Source organism: Robiginitalea sp., assembly GCF_982776155.1.
Window position 1 is genome coordinate 147,066 of record NZ_CEXZKX010000004.1, and the last position, 16,840, is coordinate 163,905.

General features: G+C 56.7%; 16 protein-coding genes. 9 read left to right on the forward strand and 7 right to left on the reverse strand.

Annotated elements, in window-relative coordinates; all coding sequences use genetic code 11:
* The first annotated feature begins 83 nt into the window (after window positions 1-83).
* Window positions 84-1,670, forward strand: a complete 1,587-nt coding sequence (locus AC3DKS_RS08465; protein WP_272607818.1) for a M81 family metallopeptidase — start codon at window positions 84-86, stop codon at window positions 1,668-1,670.
* Between the two features lie 112 nt (window positions 1,671-1,782).
* On the opposite strand, the gene AC3DKS_RS08470 is transcribed toward AC3DKS_RS08465, so the two are convergent.
* The 3 genes from AC3DKS_RS08470 to AC3DKS_RS08480 all read right to left on the reverse strand — a co-directional run bounded on the left by AC3DKS_RS08470 (window position 1,783) and on the right by AC3DKS_RS08480 (window position 3,620).
* Complete coding sequence (locus AC3DKS_RS08470) at window positions 1,783-2,598, reverse strand: TIGR00266 family protein (RefSeq protein WP_430930922.1); 816 nt, start codon at window positions 2,596-2,598, stop codon at window positions 1,783-1,785.
* 117 nt (window positions 2,599-2,715) lie between these two features.
* Window positions 2,716-3,093: a hypothetical protein gene (locus AC3DKS_RS08475; RefSeq protein ID WP_272607817.1), complete on the reverse strand. Its 378-nt coding sequence runs from the start codon at window positions 3,091-3,093 to the stop codon at window positions 2,716-2,718.
* Window positions 3,094-3,164: 71 nt separating this feature from the next.
* A complete protein-coding gene (locus AC3DKS_RS08480; protein ID WP_272607816.1) occupies window positions 3,165-3,620 on the reverse strand; it encodes a DUF4442 domain-containing protein in 456 nt (151 codons plus the stop codon).
* Window positions 3,621-3,754: 134 nt separating this feature from the next.
* Between AC3DKS_RS08480 and AC3DKS_RS08485 the strand changes: the two genes are divergently transcribed.
* The 8 genes from AC3DKS_RS08485 to AC3DKS_RS08520 all read left to right on the forward strand — a co-directional run bounded on the left by AC3DKS_RS08485 (window position 3,755) and on the right by AC3DKS_RS08520 (window position 10,583).
* Window positions 3,755-4,237 (forward strand): DUF4870 domain-containing protein, encoded by a 483-nt coding sequence (locus AC3DKS_RS08485; RefSeq protein ID WP_272607815.1) that lies wholly within the window; start codon window positions 3,755-3,757, stop codon window positions 4,235-4,237.
* Window positions 4,237-4,728 carry a nuclear transport factor 2 family protein gene (locus AC3DKS_RS08490; RefSeq protein ID WP_272607814.1) on the forward strand — a complete coding sequence of 164 codons (492 nt, stop codon included), beginning with the start codon at window positions 4,237-4,239 and terminating at the stop codon, window positions 4,726-4,728. The genes AC3DKS_RS08485 and AC3DKS_RS08490 overlap by 1 nt, the downstream gene beginning before the upstream one ends.
* Before the next feature lie 110 nt (window positions 4,729-4,838).
* Window positions 4,839-5,174 (forward strand): PadR family transcriptional regulator, encoded by a 336-nt coding sequence (locus AC3DKS_RS08495; protein ID WP_041327259.1) that lies wholly within the window; start codon window positions 4,839-4,841, stop codon window positions 5,172-5,174.
* A 1-nt stretch (window position 5,175) separates the two neighbouring features.
* Window positions 5,176-6,924 (forward strand): PspC domain-containing protein, encoded by a 1,749-nt coding sequence (locus AC3DKS_RS08500; protein ID WP_015755349.1) that lies wholly within the window; start codon window positions 5,176-5,178, stop codon window positions 6,922-6,924.
* 142 nt (window positions 6,925-7,066) lie between these two features.
* Complete coding sequence (locus AC3DKS_RS08505) at window positions 7,067-7,789, forward strand: head GIN domain-containing protein (protein ID WP_272607813.1); 723 nt, start codon at window positions 7,067-7,069, stop codon at window positions 7,787-7,789.
* 114 nt (window positions 7,790-7,903) lie between these two features.
* Window positions 7,904-8,923: a dipeptide epimerase gene (locus tag AC3DKS_RS08510; RefSeq protein WP_272607812.1), complete on the forward strand. Its 1,020-nt coding sequence runs from the start codon at window positions 7,904-7,906 to the stop codon at window positions 8,921-8,923.
* Between the two features lie 41 nt (window positions 8,924-8,964).
* The gene (locus tag AC3DKS_RS08515; RefSeq protein ID WP_272607811.1) at window positions 8,965-10,032 is read left to right on the forward strand and encodes an aminotransferase class I/II-fold pyridoxal phosphate-dependent enzyme; all 1,068 of its coding nucleotides are present in this window, start codon (window positions 8,965-8,967) and stop codon (window positions 10,030-10,032) included.
* Between the two features lie 167 nt (window positions 10,033-10,199).
* Complete coding sequence (locus tag AC3DKS_RS08520) at window positions 10,200-10,583, forward strand: hypothetical protein (RefSeq protein WP_015755353.1); 384 nt, start codon at window positions 10,200-10,202, stop codon at window positions 10,581-10,583.
* A gap of 94 nt (window positions 10,584-10,677) precedes the next feature.
* On the opposite strand, the gene trxB is transcribed toward AC3DKS_RS08520, so the two are convergent.
* The 4 genes from trxB to AC3DKS_RS08540 all read right to left on the reverse strand — a co-directional run bounded on the left by trxB (window position 10,678) and on the right by AC3DKS_RS08540 (window position 16,832).
* Window positions 10,678-11,655, reverse strand: coding sequence for a thioredoxin-disulfide reductase (trxB, locus tag AC3DKS_RS08525; RefSeq protein WP_272607810.1), 978 nt, complete (start codon window positions 11,653-11,655; stop codon window positions 10,678-10,680).
* 203 nt (window positions 11,656-11,858) lie between these two features.
* Window positions 11,859-13,598 carry an efflux RND transporter periplasmic adaptor subunit gene (locus tag AC3DKS_RS08530; protein WP_272607809.1) on the reverse strand — a complete coding sequence of 580 codons (1,740 nt, stop codon included), beginning with the start codon at window positions 13,596-13,598 and terminating at the stop codon, window positions 11,859-11,861.
* A complete protein-coding gene (locus tag AC3DKS_RS08535) occupies window positions 13,595-14,320 on the reverse strand; it encodes a membrane protein (RefSeq protein ID WP_015755356.1) in 726 nt (241 codons plus the stop codon). Before AC3DKS_RS08535 ends, AC3DKS_RS08530 begins: the two co-directional genes overlap by 4 nt.
* Before the next feature lie 4 nt (window positions 14,321-14,324).
* Window positions 14,325-16,832, reverse strand: coding sequence for a heavy metal translocating P-type ATPase (locus AC3DKS_RS08540; RefSeq protein ID WP_272607808.1), 2,508 nt, complete (start codon window positions 16,830-16,832; stop codon window positions 14,325-14,327).
* Window positions 16,833-16,840 lie beyond the last annotated feature (8 nt).

Sequence of the window (16,840 nt, forward strand, 5' to 3'; positions counted from 1 at the left end):
TAAATTGATACTTTTAATGCGCGGGCGGCAACTAGCTGCCTGCTGCCAAACCTCTTTAAAATCCTTACACAGATCCGTTGCCCATGAATCCAATTCGATACACCCTGTTTTTACTGCTTATTACATTACTGGCCTCCTGCGGCCAAAACAACCGCTCCGGGAATGAGCCGGGAACCGACCTGCCTCGGATTGCCATTGCAGGACTCGGCATTGAATCGAGCACTTTTTCGCCGGCGCGGACCGAAGAAGCCGCCTTCCACCCCCGCACAGGCGATTCCGTTTTTACCCGATACCCCTTCCTCCATGCGGATTCCGTTAACCGGAAACGCGCCGAATGGGTCCCCACCCTGGTGGGGAAGGCCCTTCCCGGCGGGACGGTTACCCGCAAGGCCTACGAATCGCTGGTTGGGCAAACCCTCAAACGACTCGAGGCCCAAAAACCCTTTGACGGGCTTTTCTTTGACATCCACGGTGCCATGAGCGTCGAAGGGATGGATGATCCCGAAGGCGATTTGATATACCGCATCCGGGAGGTGGTGGGCCCTGAAGTCCTGATATCCACCTCCATGGACCTGCACGGAAACGTCTCCCGACGGCTCGCTAGGCATACGGACCTGATTACCTGTTACCGCATGGCGCCGCACGAAGACGCCCTGGAGTCCAAGAAACGCGCTGTGGAAAACTTGCTGGACCGGTTGGAAAGCGGCAAGGGGAAACCCGCTTACAAGGCCTGGGTTCCCGTGCCCATCCTGCTACCCGGGGAGAAGACCAGCACCCGGGTGGAACCCGGAAAGAGCCTGTATGCCAGGGTACCCGGCGTAGCGGCCCGCGACGGGGTGGTGGATGCCGCCATCTGGATCGGCTATGCGTGGGCAGACGAACCCAGGAACCACGCGGTGGTTATGGTAACCGGGGATGACCGGGAACAAGTGGTTTCCGGGGCGGAGTACCTGGCCGGGGAGTTCTGGAAGGTACGGGACGAATTTGAATTTGTGGCCCCCACTACGGACTTTGAAAGCGCATTACAATTGGCCCTTTCCAGCGAAGAACAGCCATTTATCATCAGCGATATGGGAGATAACCCAACCGCCGGGGGCGCCGGGGATGTCACCTGGACGCTTACCGAATTGCTGAAACGCCCGGAATTTACCACTCCGGGAGGGCCGACCCTTATCTACGCTTCCATCCCCGGCCCCGAACTGATACGGGAAGCCGTTCGCACCGGGGTGGGCGGTACCGTCAGTGCCCGGGTAGGGGCAGCCGTCGATGACCGGTATGCACCTCCCCTCTTGCTGGAGGGAACCGTCACCGCACTGCGCAAGGGCGACCAGCACGCCGGGACCGAGGCGGTGGTAAAAACCGGGAATGCCCATGTTATCGTTACTGAGAAGCGCAAACCCTACCACCGGGAAGAAGACTTTACCCGACTGGGGCTCAACCCCCGGGAAACGGATATCGTTGTCGTGAAAATTGGTTATCTCGTGCCGGAATTATACGACATGCGGGGCGGCTGGGTAATGGCACTCACGCCTGGTGGGGTGGATCAGGACCTGGCCCGGCTGGGTCATCAACGGATCATCCGGCCCATGTTCCCCCTGGACGCGGATATGGCCGACCCGGATCTGAGCGCCCGGATGATCCCCGCTTCGGACAATGCGGTTCCCGAATAGGCAGGGGTAATCCAGCCAAATTGCCGGCAGCCGGCTGTCCCGACCTGGTGCAGGAAGGATCGGGGCCTGGCGCAGGAAGGATCAGGGCCTGGTGCATCGGGGCCAACCGGCATCAGAACCGGTTGTCGCCGTCGAGCAGGTCGCCGAGACCTCCGAGGATGCTGCCCTCCCCTTTGTCCTTACCGCCGCCTTTGGGGGCTGCTGCCAGGACCCGTCCGGCCAGGCGGCTGAATGGCAGGGATTGGATATAGACAGTGCCCGGCCCCCTCAGGGTGGCAAAGAAAAAGCCTTCGCCCCCGAACAGCGTATTTTTGATCCCGCCCACAAATTCGATATCGTAGTCAACGGTTTGGGAAAAGCCTACGATACACCCGGTGTCGACGCGTAGTACCTCCCCTGCCTGGAGGGTGCGGCGCGCCAGGGTTCCTCCTGCATGAACGAAAGCCATGCCGTCCCCTTCGAGTTTTTGCATGATAAAACCCTCGCCCCCAAACAATCCCCGACCCAACCTGCGGGAGAATTCGATACCCACGGAAACGCCCTTGGCGGCGCAGAGGAATGCATCTTTCTGGCAGATAAACCTGCCGCCTTTTTCCTTCAGGTCTATGGGGACGATCTTTCCAGGGTAGGGAGAGGCAAAACTCACTTTCTTTTTGCCCTGCCCGCCATTGTAGAAGGCCGTCATAAACAGGCCCTCACCGGTAAGTACGCGTTTGCCGGCGGAAAATATCTTGCCCAGTACGCCCGTATCTTTCTTACTGCCGTCGCCAAAAATGGTTTCCATTCGGATGTCCGGGTCCATCATCATAAAACTGCCGGCTTCGGCAATGACCCCTTCGTTCGGGTCCAGTTCCACCGACACATACTGCATCTCCTCCCCGAATATTTCATAATCTACTACGTGGTTTCCGGTATTCATAGGTTGCATTCCTTTGAGTTACTATTCAGACTATCTGTTGGTAGCAGGCCAACTTAAAATGTTACAAATATCCTGAGGATTTCGCCTTGGACCCATTGGCCGGCAACGGGGGGGAATTATTGGGATCTATCCGAGCAGCCATTTTTTGGCCGGTCTTTTTTTCAGAAATAATTTCATCTCGTAACCCAGGCTGTTCAGGGCTGTTTCCGTAAATAGCTGTTCACTGAACCGGTCGGGGTCCGGGATAACCACCGCCAGTTTGAGGTTTGGGGTCCAACCGATGGAAGAAGCCCCTTTGGCGAGTTTGAATTTGGTCTCCATCCCGTAACTCCCGTTAAAAGACATGACAACAAGCACTTTATCCCGATTGTTTTCCCGGCATATCCGTGCAATCGCCTCCCACCGCTCCATGGCTTCCTTCAGCTCCTGCCCCGGGGCGATTTTGACGGATAGTTCTGCTGTTACATAATCGGGTCGGACCTGAAAACTGAGATCATAAGGCATATTATTGTTAATTGGCAATGGTTGATTGATGATATGCAGTAGAGAAAAAAGATACTAAAAAAATAAACTACTCAGGATTTGACCTTCAGCGTCCATTCAAAATCAAAGGTGCTCACCGTGACCCCGTCGGCGTTCACTCCCACCGATTGCATCCAGACTGTTTGCCCCTTCCCGGTCGTAACGGCCTGGTCGATGGCATGGCGGACCTTATCGCCGTCCGGGCATTCAAACCGGATGCGGCCCGTTGCCTTTTTGGAAAAGTTTGCCCGGTTGTTGAGTACCAGCATGGAGATCGGAAGCCCGCTTTTCCGGATGTGATACATAACCAGGGCCCCGGTAGACAATTCGGCAGCCATTCCCTGTACCGCCCAGAACATGGAGCGGAATGGGTTCTGGTTGATCCACCGGTGGGTAACGGCAGCTTCCCCCCGATTCCCATCCAGTGCCGTTAGCCGGACGCCGCACCACCAGGCCGCGGGTAATTTGAAGAACATGAATCTGTTGAAACTGCGAACCGATAAGGCCATCTGATGGGATTTATACCTATAAATGTATCAAAAATATCCCCGTTTACATTTGTTAAATATATGTTAATTTATAGTACTATGTTTTGCATAATACCTTTCTTCGTATATATATTTGCATAAGAAACAACTAGGCCATGACAGAATCACTATCAAAACACGAGCGCAACCTGTCTGCGTTAATCCACGGATCCACCCTGTCCCGGTTCTTTATTCCCTTCGGACAGTTCCTGGTTCCCCTGGTGCTCTGGCTCTCCAATCGCAACCAGCACGAATTTGTCGATTACAACGGCAAACAGGCATTGAATTTCCAGATCAGTATGTTCCTCTATTCCTTCCTGGTAGGGGCTATCAGCATCCCGTTCTTTGTGGCCTCAATTCCGGGGCTGTTTGAACACGGCATCCTCTCCTGGGACAACCATCACAATTTTGAATCCTTCCACTTTGACTTCGGGACCGGATTTTTTGACTTCCCGTTTTTCTGGTGGCCTGTCGGCATCGGCGGCTTGCTGGCCATGGGCCTGTTTGTCGTCAATATCGTTTATACGATCCTGGCTACGATCCGCACCAATGAAGGACAGTATTTCAGGTATCCCCTGACCATTAAATTCATTCGCTAATGAAAACGCAGACCATCTACCGCACCCTCCCTGCCCTGAAAACCCGGCACATCCTTTTGATCCTGGCCATTTTGGTCGGGGCGCTGGCGGATGCCTTCGGACAGGTCCCCGAAGATTCCGACCTGTACCGGACCATCCTGGACCTGGACCAGGCGTATTTCACCGCCTATAACGAATGCGATATGGCTACCCAGGAGGAACTCCTCAGCGACAGCCTCGAATTCTATCACGACCAGGGCGGGCTGAGCACATCCAAGTCCCGGATCCTGGAGAGTATTGAAGACAATATCTGTGGGCAAGTGTCCCGCAGCCTGGTGCCCGGAAGCGTTGAAGTACATGAAATTAAGGGCTTTGGGGCGGTTGAGATCGGATTGCATAAATTTTACAACAACCGGGAACCGGACGCCATATCAAAACCCAGTCGTTTTGTGACCGTGTGGAAACAGGAAAACGACGGCTGGAAAATGCACCGGATCATCAGCCTGCATTAGGCCACTAGGAGTTTATTCATCAATCAAACCATCATGAGAACAAGAAACGAACAGTTAACACCGACCCAACAGGGGGCACCTTGTGAAATGTCGGATTAAGACCCGAAATTATGAATGTAGAAAATACAAAAGCACAAATGCGGAAAGGGGTCCTGGAGTATTGTATCCTCTCCATCCTTAGCGGGGAGGACAAATACGCCTCCGAAATTCTGGATACCCTGAAAGACGCAAAGATGCTGGTGGTGGAAGGGACCATTTACCCCCTGCTCACCCGACTGAAAAATGCGGGGTTGCTTTCCTACCGTTGGGAGGAATCCACCTCGGGCCCGCCCCGGAAATACTACGGTCTCACGGAGACCGGCACCATTTTCCTCAAGGAGCTGAACACCACCTGGGACGAGCTCCGAACCGCCGTCAATGTGGTCACCAACGCAAAAAACAAGTAAGATGAACAAGACTGTAAATATCAATCTGGCCAATATGCTTTTTCATATAGATGAAAACGCATATCAAAAGCTCCTCCGGTACCTGGAAGCTGTCAAGCGTTCCTTTGCCGGCACGGCGGGAAGCGACGAGATCATCGCCGACATCGAGGCGCGGATCGCCGAGCTTTTTTACGAAAAAATGGAAAATGAACGGCAGGTGATCACCCAAAAGGAAGTGGACGCCGTCATCGCCATCATGGGACAACCCGAAGACTACCAGGTGGATGAGGATATTTTTGAGGATGTCCCGCCGGGTACGGGATCCGCCAAAAGCCGCACTACCCGTTCCGCCAAGAAACTCTACCGGGATATCGACCACAAATACATCGGCGGCGTCTGCGCCGGGCTCGAGCACTACCTGGGCCTGGACGCCCTGTGGATCCGCCTGATCTTTATCATCCTGGCCGTCTTTACCGGCTTTGGCTTCATCGCCTATATCCTGCTCTGGATCCTGGTGCCCGAAGCTGCAACTACCGCGCAGAAACTGGATATGACCGGGGAACCCGTGAATATCAGCAATATCGAGCGGAAGGTAAAGGAGGGCTTCGATGACGTTGCAGAACGGGTCCGCAGCGTGGATTACGAAAAAGTGGGTTCCAGGGTGAAAAGCAGTGGAAAGACCTTTTTCGACACGCTGGGCGACGTCATCATGTTTTTCTTTAAGGTAATCGGCAAATTTATCGGGATCCTGCTGATCATTATCGGGGCTGCCACCCTGATCGGGCTGTTTATCGCCCTTTTCACCGTTGGGGTGGTGGATGCGGTCCAGATTCCGGGCGTCGACCTGATCGGGTTGCTCAACTCCACGGAAACGCCCGTGTGGATTGTCTCCCTCCTGGTATTCCTGACAGTGGGAATTCCCTTCTTTTTCCTGTTGTACCTCGGCTTGAAAATCCTGGTGAACAATCTGAAATCCATTGGGAACATCGCCAAGTTTTCCCTGTTGGGCCTCTGGCTGATCGCCGTTATCAGCCTGGCCGTACTGAGCGTAAAACAGGTAGCTGCACACGCCTACACGGAAAGCGTCACCACCACCGATACGCTTGCGCTGGCCTCACCGGCCACCGATACGCTCCGTATCCGGTTTCGCGGAGGCGATTTCGACAGGCATTCCGGCCCGGTTGTGGCAGGCATGCGCATCCGGTATGACGATGACGACCAGCCCCTGCTCTATTCGGACGACGTGTTGCTCGACATCCGCAAATCCGAGGATTCGGTGGCTACCCTGCGCCTGCGTCGGGATGCCGACGGCCGTTCTTATGAAGATGCGCGCCAACGGGCCGGGTCCATCCGGTACGATTACGCCCTGGCCGGTTCGGCCATTCACCTCGACAACTTTTTCACCACCGACGTGGATAACAAAGTCCGCAACCAGGAAATCCGCCTGACCCTTTTTGTGCCGGAAGGCACCCACCTGATCTTTGAACCGTCTGCCCGGAATTACCTGGGAAGACGCACCCAGAACGACCGCGGGATGTATTACCGGGATATCGTCCGCCACCAATGGGTTATGGGTCCTAACGGCATGTTGGTATGCCAGGATTGCCCGGAGGATACCGGCTCCGGACAATGGGAAGATGACAGTCGGGAAAACCGGATTATCATCGACGAGAACGGGGTGGACATCGACCTGAAAGACGAACAGGACAGTTTTAAGATGAAAATCGACGAGAACGGGGTGGAGATCAAAGCCCAGGAGGACGGGCTCTGACAATTCATCCGGCTGAAACGACAGTTCGGTCGGCACAATTGGGGCAGCCCCTTGGGAAAGCGCAATTTTGAAAAGTACAAAGCAACAACCAGAACCTAAATGTAAACCGGGGAACCAACCCCACAATCAAAAATCGAATACCATGGCAACACTAGCGCGAATTACAATCGGAATTATACTGGCCCTGCTGGCCTCTTCCTGCATGCTCGACATGAATTGGGGTGCCGGGAAAAGGGGCAACGGCGTTGTGGTCGAAGAAGCCCGCTCCGTTACGGGCGATTTTACTGCCGTATCGGCCTCCGAGGGCCTGGATGTATACGTCACTCAGGGTGACGAGTACGATATCCGGGTGGAGGCGGACGAGAACGTCATCGACCTTATCGGCACGGATATCCGGGACGGGAAGTTGAAAATACACGCTATAGAGAATATCGGGCGTGCTACCAAGAATGTTTATGTAACCCTGCCGGAAATAACGGCTCTGAGCGCCTCGAGCGGCAGCGACCTGGAAACCCGGGGTACGATAGCGTCCCGGAACATCCGCCTGGATGCCAGTAGCGGTGCCGACCTGAAAGCGGCAGTAGAGGCCGACGAGGTGGAAGCCGATTGCAGCAGCGGTGCCGATATCCGGGTCAGCGGCCGGACCAACTTGTTTTACGCAGATGCCAGCAGCGGTTCGGACATCAAGGCCGGGGACCTGCAGGCAAAAATATGCCATGCCAACGCGAGCAGCGGTGCGGATATCCGGGTATATGCCACCGAATCCCTTACAGCCGATGCCAGCAGCGGCGCGGATATCCACTACAGCGGCGAGGCCAGCGTCCAAACCAAAAAATCTGCCTCCGGCAGCGTTCACAAGTACTAATCTTTTCGCCGGCCATTCATCAATCAGGACCCGAACGGTCTGCTGAAAACCCTTGTCCCCGGACAGGGGTTTTTTGCTGCGATTTACTACTTTCGGGATTCAAACCGATTCGATGTGAAACTGACCCTGCATGCCCACCAACTTGAACTGGCCCATACCTTCGGAATATCCCGGGAGCGATACGACCGCCAGCCCACGCTTATCGCCTGCCTGGAATCCGGCGGAAAAAAGGGCTACGGGGAAGCAACCTCCAACCCCTATTACGGGGTAACCGTCGAGGGCCTGATAAAGGAAATTGAGAAGGCCCGCAGCGCGGTGGAAGCATTCCCCCAAACCGACCCGGAGGCGTTTTACGAACTGCTCGAAAACCTGGAACTCACCCCATTTGCCCGCTGCGCCCTGGACCTGGCCTGTAATGACCTCCATGGGAAACTCCTGGGGAAACCCCTTTATGCAATCTGGGGGACCGCCGCCCGGGACCTGCCCGTTACAAACTTCACCATCGGCCTGGATACCCCTGAAAAAATGGTTGCCAAAATGCAGGAGCGACCCTGGCCCGTCTACAAAATCAAGCTCGGGACGGACCGGGATGTGGCACTGGTTCGGGAACTGAGGCAGCATACGGATGCCGTATTCCGGGTGGATGCCAATTGCGCCTGGACAGCCGGGGAAACCCTGGACAACGCGCGGGCCCTGAAAGAACTGGGCGTGGAATTCATCGAGCAGCCATTGCCCGCAGATGACTGGGAGGGGATGGAGCAGGTAGCCCATGGCAGCGTCCTCCCGATAATCGCAGATGAGAGCTGTATCGTGGAATCGGACGTGGATCGCTGCGGCCTCCACTTTAACGGCATCAACATCAAGCTGACCAAGTGCGGGGGCTTGACCCCGGCGCGGAGGATGATTCGAAGGGGCCGTGAACTCGGGCTGAAGATCATGGTTGGCTGCATGACCGAATCCACTGTCGGGATATCCGCCATTGCCCAGCTGCTGCCCCAACTGGACTACGTGGACATGGACGGAGCGCTGTTGCTTCGCAGCGACATCGCCCGGGGTGTGGTGATCACCGACGATGCCGAGGTGATCCTGCCGGAAACAGGGGGTAGCGGCGTGGTGCTGACAGCCGACTTATAAACCGGGCTGCGAACCACGGACCATGGGCCAGAAATTCAATTATGCAAAATAAACCACAGCACGTTGCAGGAATTCCGGGAACGGAAATCCGGTTAGAAGGCGCCACCTGGGGGTACTTCGCGGGCACCTCCTACCTGGGGTTGCAGACGCTGCCCGCCTTCACTGACCTGGTTGCCGATGCCACCCGCCGCCTGGGCACCCATTGGGGGGCTTCCAGGGAAGGGCCTGTTGCACCGGCCATCTACGAAGAAGCCGAAAAGCAAATCGCGCGCTGGACCGGGAGTGAAGCGGCCTGTAGTGTGTCGTCCGGCTTCCTGGCCGGCCGGCTCCTGGCCGATGCCTTCGCCGGTAAGGCTTTCCAGTGCGTCTATCACCCCGCCTGCCACGCCGCCCTTATGCCTGCAGGCGCCGAAAGGGCGCGCGATTTGAAGCACATGGTCCGGCAACTGGACGAAGCCCGGAACAACGGCGAGGCCCAACCCGTTTTGTTCACCGACACCATCGATTTTTCCAGGGGTCCTGAACTGGTTTCCAGGCAGTTGGAGGGAATCGACCTGTCCGGGGTCATCCTGGTTGCCGACGACTCCCACGGATTTGGGGTCCTCGGGCCTGACGGGGCCGGGGCTTGCAGCGATCTTGCCAGCCTGGATGCAGCCGAATTGATTGTTTGCGGGTCCCTGGGCAAGGCACTGGGTATCACGGCCGGAATTATCCTGGGCCGCTCCGAACGCATTCGGCAGTTGCGGAGACTGCCTGCCTTTGCCGGGGCCAGCCCGGCTCCGCCTGCCGGGCTGGCGGCCTTGTGTACCTCCCTGGAATCCGGGCTAATCCGGGCGCAGCGAAGCAAGTTACTCCTGAATATCCGGGACTTCCAGGGCCAGCTGGGCCACCTGACCTTTCTTTCCGGCCTGGACGATTTCCCCGTATACCTTTTTGCCGGTTCGGGCCTGGCTTCCTTCCTGGCATCCCAACAGATCCTTGTCTCGCATTTTCGCTATTCGGCAGAAAGCTCCGGAGCTCCCGGAAGGATTGTGCTTACTGCTGCCCACACCCCTGTCCAGCTTGAGAGGTTGGCAAAGCACCTCAGTCAATTTCCGGATACACAATAATTTAGCAATATAATTTGCGAACCGGTAGGAATTACACGGTATTTCTATGGCTTTATCAAAAAAATATGTATCTTTTTAACACTTTATTAGCACTTCAACATATTAGAGCCATGAAAAAAGTTCTCGGAATCGTTTTTTTGTTCGCTGTTTTTCTATCCGCTGTATCCATGAGTACCGCCCCCCCGGAAAGCCTGCACAGCCTGGAGGGGACCTGGGAACTCCAAAGTTTCTGCAATTATGCCGATAACGAGCCGGACACAATCAGCCTGGAAGAGGGGTACAGGCAGGTAAAAATGTATTACAATGGCAAGGTCATGTGGTCCCGAACGGACCCCAGTGATACGATTGGCCGTTTCGGGTTTGGTTCCTATAAGATCACCTCAAACGAATTGATAGAAGACATCGAATACGGGGACCATTACTTTATGGCCAACCTCGGGCCCATGCAATTCCGGTTCCGGTTGGTCCTTGACGACAATTCCTATAGCCAGATTACCCTGGATGAAGAAGGTAACCCGACGTTTTCCGAAAACTACAAACGCATTGATTGATCAGCAGATCAGGTATATTTGAATTAGCTGATGGGAATCCCGGAGCGCCGACGGTGCTTCGGGATTTCAATTTACAGCAGGCCCGGGAAGCCGGCTATTGCTGTTCCACTTCCTCCCCTTCGCCCGCTTCAACCTCGGAGAGATAGCGCTCAGCATCCAGGGCAGCCATACACCCCGTCCCGGCCGCAGTTACGGCCTGGCGGTATTCTTTGTCCTGTACATCCCCGCTGGCAAAGACACCCGGCTTGTTGGTCCGGGTAGATTTGCCATGGGTGACGATGTATCCGGTAGCGTCCATATCGAGCTGTCCCTTGAAAATATCTGTATTCGGTTTGTGCCCGATCGCTATAAACAGTCCGGTAATGGCAACTTCTTCTTTTTCCCCTGTCTGGTTGTTGACCATGCGCAGGCCTTCCACCACCTGATCCCCGAGTACCTCGTCAACTTCCGTATTGAAGCGTATATCGATGTTTTCCAGGCTCATCACCCGGTTTTGCATGGCCTTGGATGCCCGGAAATGGTCTTTCCGGACCAGCATGGTGACCTTGTTGCAAATTTTGGCCAGATAGGACGCCTCCTCAGCTGCGGTATCCCCGCCCCCGACAATTGCCACATCCTGACCTTTGTAAAAGAAGCCGTCACACACGGCGCAGGCCGAGACGCCGCCACCCCGCAAGCGCTGTTCACTCGGGATATTCAGGTATTTGGCCGATGCACCGGTAGAAATTATCACCGTTTCAGCTTCAACAACCTTGTCGTCGTCGATGGTTACCCGGTGGATTCCCCCGGGTTCGTCGCTGAATTCCACGGCCGTTGCCATGCCGATACGCACATCTGTCCCGAATCGCTCAGCCTGTTGTTGTAATTGCACCATCATGGTAGGCCCGTCCACCCCATCCGGGTAGCCCGGGAAATTCTCTACTTCCGTGGTGGTGGTAAGCTGTCCCCCGGGCTCCATCCCCGTATATACCACGGGCTTCAGGTCTGCCCGCGCGGCGTAAATGGCTGCGGTATACCCGGCGGGCCCGCTGCCCAGTATCAGCGTTTTGATGCGTTCGATGCTTTCAGACATATCTCGGCGTGTATTTAAAATGCTTAAATTGTTTGCAATGCAAAAGTAGGTTTTTAAGGCCGTTCCTTACAGGGCAAGTTATCAAAAGTTTATCAACGCACGGCAAAAGCCGCGCAGTGCCATCGCTTCGCTGCGTGCCGTCAGGCCATTGCATCCCGACGGGCCGCCCCGACGGGCCGCGACGCCTCGGCAGGGGCGCTGCGTTACAGCGTATCGCGCACCTCCCCGCAGGTGAGCATTTCGTCTCCAAAGTACGGGTTTCGAATCGATTCCTGTTTACTGAGCCAGTAAGCCCCCCGGTTCTCGTCGGCCATCGGGCAGTACTGGACAAATAACGTGCCGGGCAGGTCGGACACCCCGCTGGCCAGGGCCACCATCCGTTCAGACAACCCGATAAACCGCTCCCGCTTGCCGTCCACATCCGTTGCGGCACCCAGCTCCCGGAAATCGCCCCGGAGGCCCGAAAGGCCTTCGCCAGCACTTTTCAACAAGCCGGCTGCATGGGCCGCGGCCCGTGCCGCCTTATCGTTATCCGAGGTAACCAGGGCGTCTTTGAGCTCCAGATAAGCGGAAAGCACCTCCCGGAACACGGCCTGGTCTGCCTGCGGCAGTTTCGGACCGGGTTGGCCGGTGCCGGAACTCACATTGGCCGCCATACCATCCTCGGACCCCATATCCCCGTGGTCATGCATTTTACCCATCGGCTCGCTTTCCGGGTTCATCATGGATTTCTTACCCTGTAGTTGCGCCGCGGCATCCAGGGTGAAAGTCCCGTTAACCACTACTACCTCGCCGGGTTGCAGGCCGTCAAGGACCCGGTATCCCCCCGGGAGGGCGGTCCCAAGGTGCACTTCCCGCATTTCGAAAACGGGGCGGGAGGCATCCGGTTTTACGTAGACGATCGACCGTTCCCCGGTCCAGAGAACCGCAGATTGCGGGACCACCAGGCCTTCCCCGGCGGCTTCGCCCGAGACTTCCAGTTCCGCCCGGACAAACATTCCGGGTTTCAGCTCACCCCCGGAGTTGTCGATTGTAGCGCGCACCACAGCCGTACGGGTCGTACTGTTGAGGATTGGGCTGATGAATTGGATCGGGGCCCGGAATTCGCGCCCTTCAAGGGCCCCGGCACGGATAGTCAGCTCCTGGCCGGTTTTCAGAGCGGCGAGCTGGTTCTCGTAGGCGTCAAACTCCACCCATACTGTCCCCAGGTCGGCAATCCGGAACAGGGGCTCCCCTTTCCGAACGTAGTCCCCGGCTGCAACGTCAATTTGGGAAACTGTTCCCGAGACATCCGAAAATACCGGAAAATACTCCTGTACCTCCCCGGATTCCTCAATTTGCCGGATACGCTCCCCGGAGAGCTTCCAGAGCTCCAGTTTTTTGCGTACGGCCTGGTATAATTGGGGCTGGGTCTCCTTCAGGCGGGCGGCGGTGAGGAGTTCCTGTTGGGCCGCGACCAGGTCCGGGGCATACAGGGTGGCCAGGCGCTGCCCCTTGCGAACCGGTTCGCCTTCGTAGTTGATGGAAAGCGTTTCGATCCGGCCGTCGAAATAAGCCGATTGCGTTGCGATTTTCTTTTCGTTGGCCTCAATGGTACCCGACAGCGTCAGGACCCGGTTTCCGGATTCGGTGTCGCCCAGGCGGATCGTCTGTACATCGGCAAGGGCCAGGGCATTTTCGGTCAACCTAAGCTGTCCGGGAGCCAGGCCATCTGCTCCGGAGTCGGCCGGAATCAGGTCCATACCGCAAATGGGGCAACTCCCGGGTTCCGGCTGCAGGATTTGCGGGTGCATGGAGCAGGTCCACATTTGGTCCGCATCGGCCTGGGTATGGTTGTGCTCCCCGGTTGCATTCATCGCGTCGCCCGGTCCGGAGAATATAAAATACCCGAGCAGGAGTCCTGCCGCAAGGGCCAATCCAATCCATAAATATGACTTTTTCATGATGTGCGTTTTTTCTTGATTAAGTTGCGCTGGATCCGCCGCACGGTTGGCGAACTGATAAACCAGAGCGTAAACCCACTGAGTACCGTGATCAGGCCGAAAAGGGAAAAAGCCCGCAGCAGGGTCGTATTAAAATTATCCCGGGTCTGGTAGTCCATCGTATGGGTCATCCAGAGAAAATCGAACCAGCGCCAGTTTCGGTGGCGAACGGTCTGGAAGGCCCCGTTGGCAACGGCCACATACGCCTTCAGGTTTTCCGGAGACCGGTAGGCAACCTCATAGGCCGGTAGCGGGCGCCCCCTGTACTCGTGGTGGGGGCCCACGCTGTCGATGCGGCGGACCCCCGCCACCTCCAGGCCGGGAAGCATCTCCCGTTCGGCAACCAGGAGTGCTTCCTCCCGGGATATCCCGGGCTTTGCCTCCCCGGTCCGGGCATGGTACAGGGATTGATTATTGACCCAGTAAAAGGGCTCACCCCCGATATCCAGCAGCCGGAGGGTTGCAATGGGTTCCCCGATGCCCAGCTGGTCGGAAGCGAGCAACCCCGTGAAGGCCGTTTGTTTCGGTTCCATATTCCTGAAGTGGTCCCCGTGGATCTCGTCCAGGTCCGTCCAGGAAAAGTACATGCCGCTGATAGTCCACATCAGGAATTGTACCCCCAGCAGGATCCCGAGGTACCGGTGGGCCAGCCTGAATTTTCTCGCTGTTTTTCTGTTAACCATAGAATCAATTTATACGTGCAGCCCGAAGCCGCAATGCATTTGCAATTACCGAAACCGAGCTGAAACTCATGGCGGCAGCGGCTATCATCGGGGATAAGAGGATGCCGAAAAACGGAAACAGGACACCGGCCGCCACCGGGACGCCTATCGTGTTGTACACCAGGGCAAAAAATAGGTTCTCCCGGATATTCCGCATGACTTTTTTACTGAGCTTCCGGGCTTTAACAATGCCGCTCAGGTCTCCATCCACCAGGGTGACCCCGGCGCTTTCAATTGCCACGTCCGTGCCTGTGCCCATGGCGATGCCCACATCGGCTTTTGCCAGGGCCGGGGCATCGTTGATCCCATCCCCGGCCATGGCCACTACTTTTCCATCCCGCTTGAGTCGCTCCACTTCGGATAGTTTGTCTTCGGGGAGCATGCCGGCGCGGAATTCCGCAATACCCAGTTCAGCCGCTACAGCCCGCGCTGTCCGCTCGTTGTCCCCAGTGAGCATATGCACGGCCATCCCCCCCTGGCGGAGCTGGTCGAGGGCTGTACGGGTTTCATCCTTAATCCGGTCGCCCAGGGCCACGAGGCCGATGACCTCCCCATCTGCAGAGAGGAAGGATACGGTTTTGCCCTGGTCCTGGTATTCCCGGGCCTTCTCCTCGAGGACGGCGGGAATCCCGGCTCCCCGCTCCTCCATCAGGCTGGCATTGCCCAGGGCGAGGGACTGCTTGCCGACCATGCCGGTGACCCCTTTCCCGGTAACCGACTCGAATTGCTCCGGCTCCTGGATCGGAACGCCTTTTTGCTCCGCGTGTGCTACCATTGCGCGGGCCAGGGGGTGTTCGCTTTGCTGGTTCAGGGATGCGACCAATTCCAATACTTTCTCCCCGGGAACCCCGTCCGGGACCCCTTCCACCCCCTCAACGGAAGGCCGGCCCTCGGTTAACGTCCCGGTCTTGTCCACAATCAGCGTATCCACCCTGGCAAGGGTTTCCAGGGCGGCTGCCTCACGGATCAATACCCCGTTCTGGGCCCCTTTTCCGACCCCGACCATTACAGACATCGGGGTAGCCAGGCCAAGGGCACAAGGGCAGGCTATGATCAGGACCGCTATGCCATTGACAAGCCCATACACATAGGCTGGCTCCGGGCCCCAAATTGCCCAGACCACAAAGGTAATGACGGCGATCACTACCACGGCCGGGACAAAATATGCCGAAACCCGGTCTGCCACGTTCTGGATGGGGGCGCGACTGCGACTGGCCTCATTGACCAGGCGGATGATCTGGGAGAGGAGCGTATCGGAACCTATTTTTTCGGCCTCCATCAGGAAGGATCGGTTTCCGTTCAAAGTACCGCTTCGCAAGGAATCGCCTGCGGATTTATCCACCGGGATGGGTTCCCCGGTGATCATGGACTCGTCCACGGTGGTTTCCCCTTTAGTGAGCGTGCCATCTACCGGAATCTTCTCCCCGGGTTTTACCCTCAGGATATCCCCTATTTCGATTTCCTCTACCGGGATTTCTTCTTCTTTTCCATCCCGAACACGTACGGCTTTCCCGGGGGCGAGCTTTAATAGCTCCCTGACGGCGGAATTCGTTTTGCGGTGGGCGCGTGCTTCGAGCACCTGACCGAGGAGTACCAGGGTCAGGATGACGGTGGCAGCCTCAAAATACACATGGACCTCTCCGGTATCCGTCTTGAACTGCTCCGGGAAGAACCCGGGAAAAAGCAACCCGAAAACGCTGAATAGCCAGGCGATCCCCGCCCCGATACCAATCAGGGTAAACATATTCAGGTTCCAGTATCGGACCGACCGGTACGCCCGGGTAAAGAACATCCAGGTAGCGTAGAAAACCACGGGGATTGAGAGGACCATCTGCAACCAATTCCAGTATTTCCGGTCCATCCAGTTATAGATTGGGTTTCCGGGCACCATCTCCGACATGGCGATCAGGAATATCGGCAGGGTGAAACCCAGTGCCACCCAAAATTTCCGCAACAACCGCTGATACACCTTTTCCTCCGCACTGGCCTCAGGTTCCACGGGAACGAGTTCCATGCCGCAAATCGGACAACTCCCCGGCGTATCCTGACGGATTTCCGGATGCATCGGACAGGTATATCCGCTAGCCTGCCGGCTTGCCGAACCGGGTTGCTCCACAAGGTCCATACCGCAAACCGGACAATCCCCCGGGGCATCGTAGGTCTTATCCCCCTCGCATTGCATCGGGCAGTAATAGGTGCCATTCCCCGAATCCCGGTTGCTGCCGGTACCGGTTGAAGCCTCCCGTCCTGCGGTGCCCGGTTTTTCCCCGGGCAGGTGGATGCTGTACCTGCTTCCGGCCAGGGCCTCCCGGAATTCCCCGATGTCGATATGCGAATCCATCTCGACCTCCGCAAGTCCGGCATCCAGGTCTACGGTAACCCCGCGGACGCCGGCTACCGACTCCAGGGCTTCCCGGACGTGGTTCTGGCATCCGGTGCAACTCATCCCGTATATGTGATACGTGTGTTTCATGGTTTTTG

Bases quoted from the DNA above. Each gene is read 5' to 3' on its own strand.
- AC3DKS_RS08465 (WP_272607818.1), top strand. From the start codon at position 84: ATGAATCCAATTCGATACACCCTGTTTTTACTGCTTATTACATTACTG.
- AC3DKS_RS08470 (WP_430930922.1), bottom strand. From the start codon at position 2,598: ATGCAACCTATGAATACCGGAAACCACGTAGTAGATTATGAAATATTC.
- AC3DKS_RS08475 (WP_272607817.1), bottom strand. From the start codon at position 3,093: ATGCCTTATGATCTCAGTTTTCAGGTCCGACCCGATTATGTAACAGCA.
- AC3DKS_RS08480 (WP_272607816.1), bottom strand. From the start codon at position 3,620: ATGGCCTTATCGGTTCGCAGTTTCAACAGATTCATGTTCTTCAAATTA.
- AC3DKS_RS08485 (WP_272607815.1), top strand. From the start codon at position 3,755: ATGACAGAATCACTATCAAAACACGAGCGCAACCTGTCTGCGTTAATC.
- AC3DKS_RS08490 (WP_272607814.1), top strand. From the start codon at position 4,237: ATGAAAACGCAGACCATCTACCGCACCCTCCCTGCCCTGAAAACCCGG.
- AC3DKS_RS08495 (WP_041327259.1), top strand. From the start codon at position 4,839: ATGAATGTAGAAAATACAAAAGCACAAATGCGGAAAGGGGTCCTGGAG.
- AC3DKS_RS08500 (WP_015755349.1), top strand. From the start codon at position 5,176: ATGAACAAGACTGTAAATATCAATCTGGCCAATATGCTTTTTCATATA.
- AC3DKS_RS08505 (WP_272607813.1), top strand. From the start codon at position 7,067: ATGGCAACACTAGCGCGAATTACAATCGGAATTATACTGGCCCTGCTG.
- AC3DKS_RS08515 (WP_272607811.1), top strand. From the start codon at position 8,965: ATGCAAAATAAACCACAGCACGTTGCAGGAATTCCGGGAACGGAAATC.
- AC3DKS_RS08520 (WP_015755353.1), top strand. From the start codon at position 10,200: ATGAGTACCGCCCCCCCGGAAAGCCTGCACAGCCTGGAGGGGACCTGG.
- trxB (WP_272607810.1), bottom strand. From the start codon at position 11,655: ATGTCTGAAAGCATCGAACGCATCAAAACGCTGATACTGGGCAGCGGG.
- AC3DKS_RS08530 (WP_272607809.1), bottom strand. From the start codon at position 13,598: ATGAAAAAGTCATATTTATGGATTGGATTGGCCCTTGCGGCAGGACTC.
- AC3DKS_RS08535 (WP_015755356.1), bottom strand. From the start codon at position 14,320: ATGGTTAACAGAAAAACAGCGAGAAAATTCAGGCTGGCCCACCGGTAC.
- AC3DKS_RS08540 (WP_272607808.1), bottom strand. From the start codon at position 16,832: ATGAAACACACGTATCACATATACGGGATGAGTTGCACCGGATGCCAG.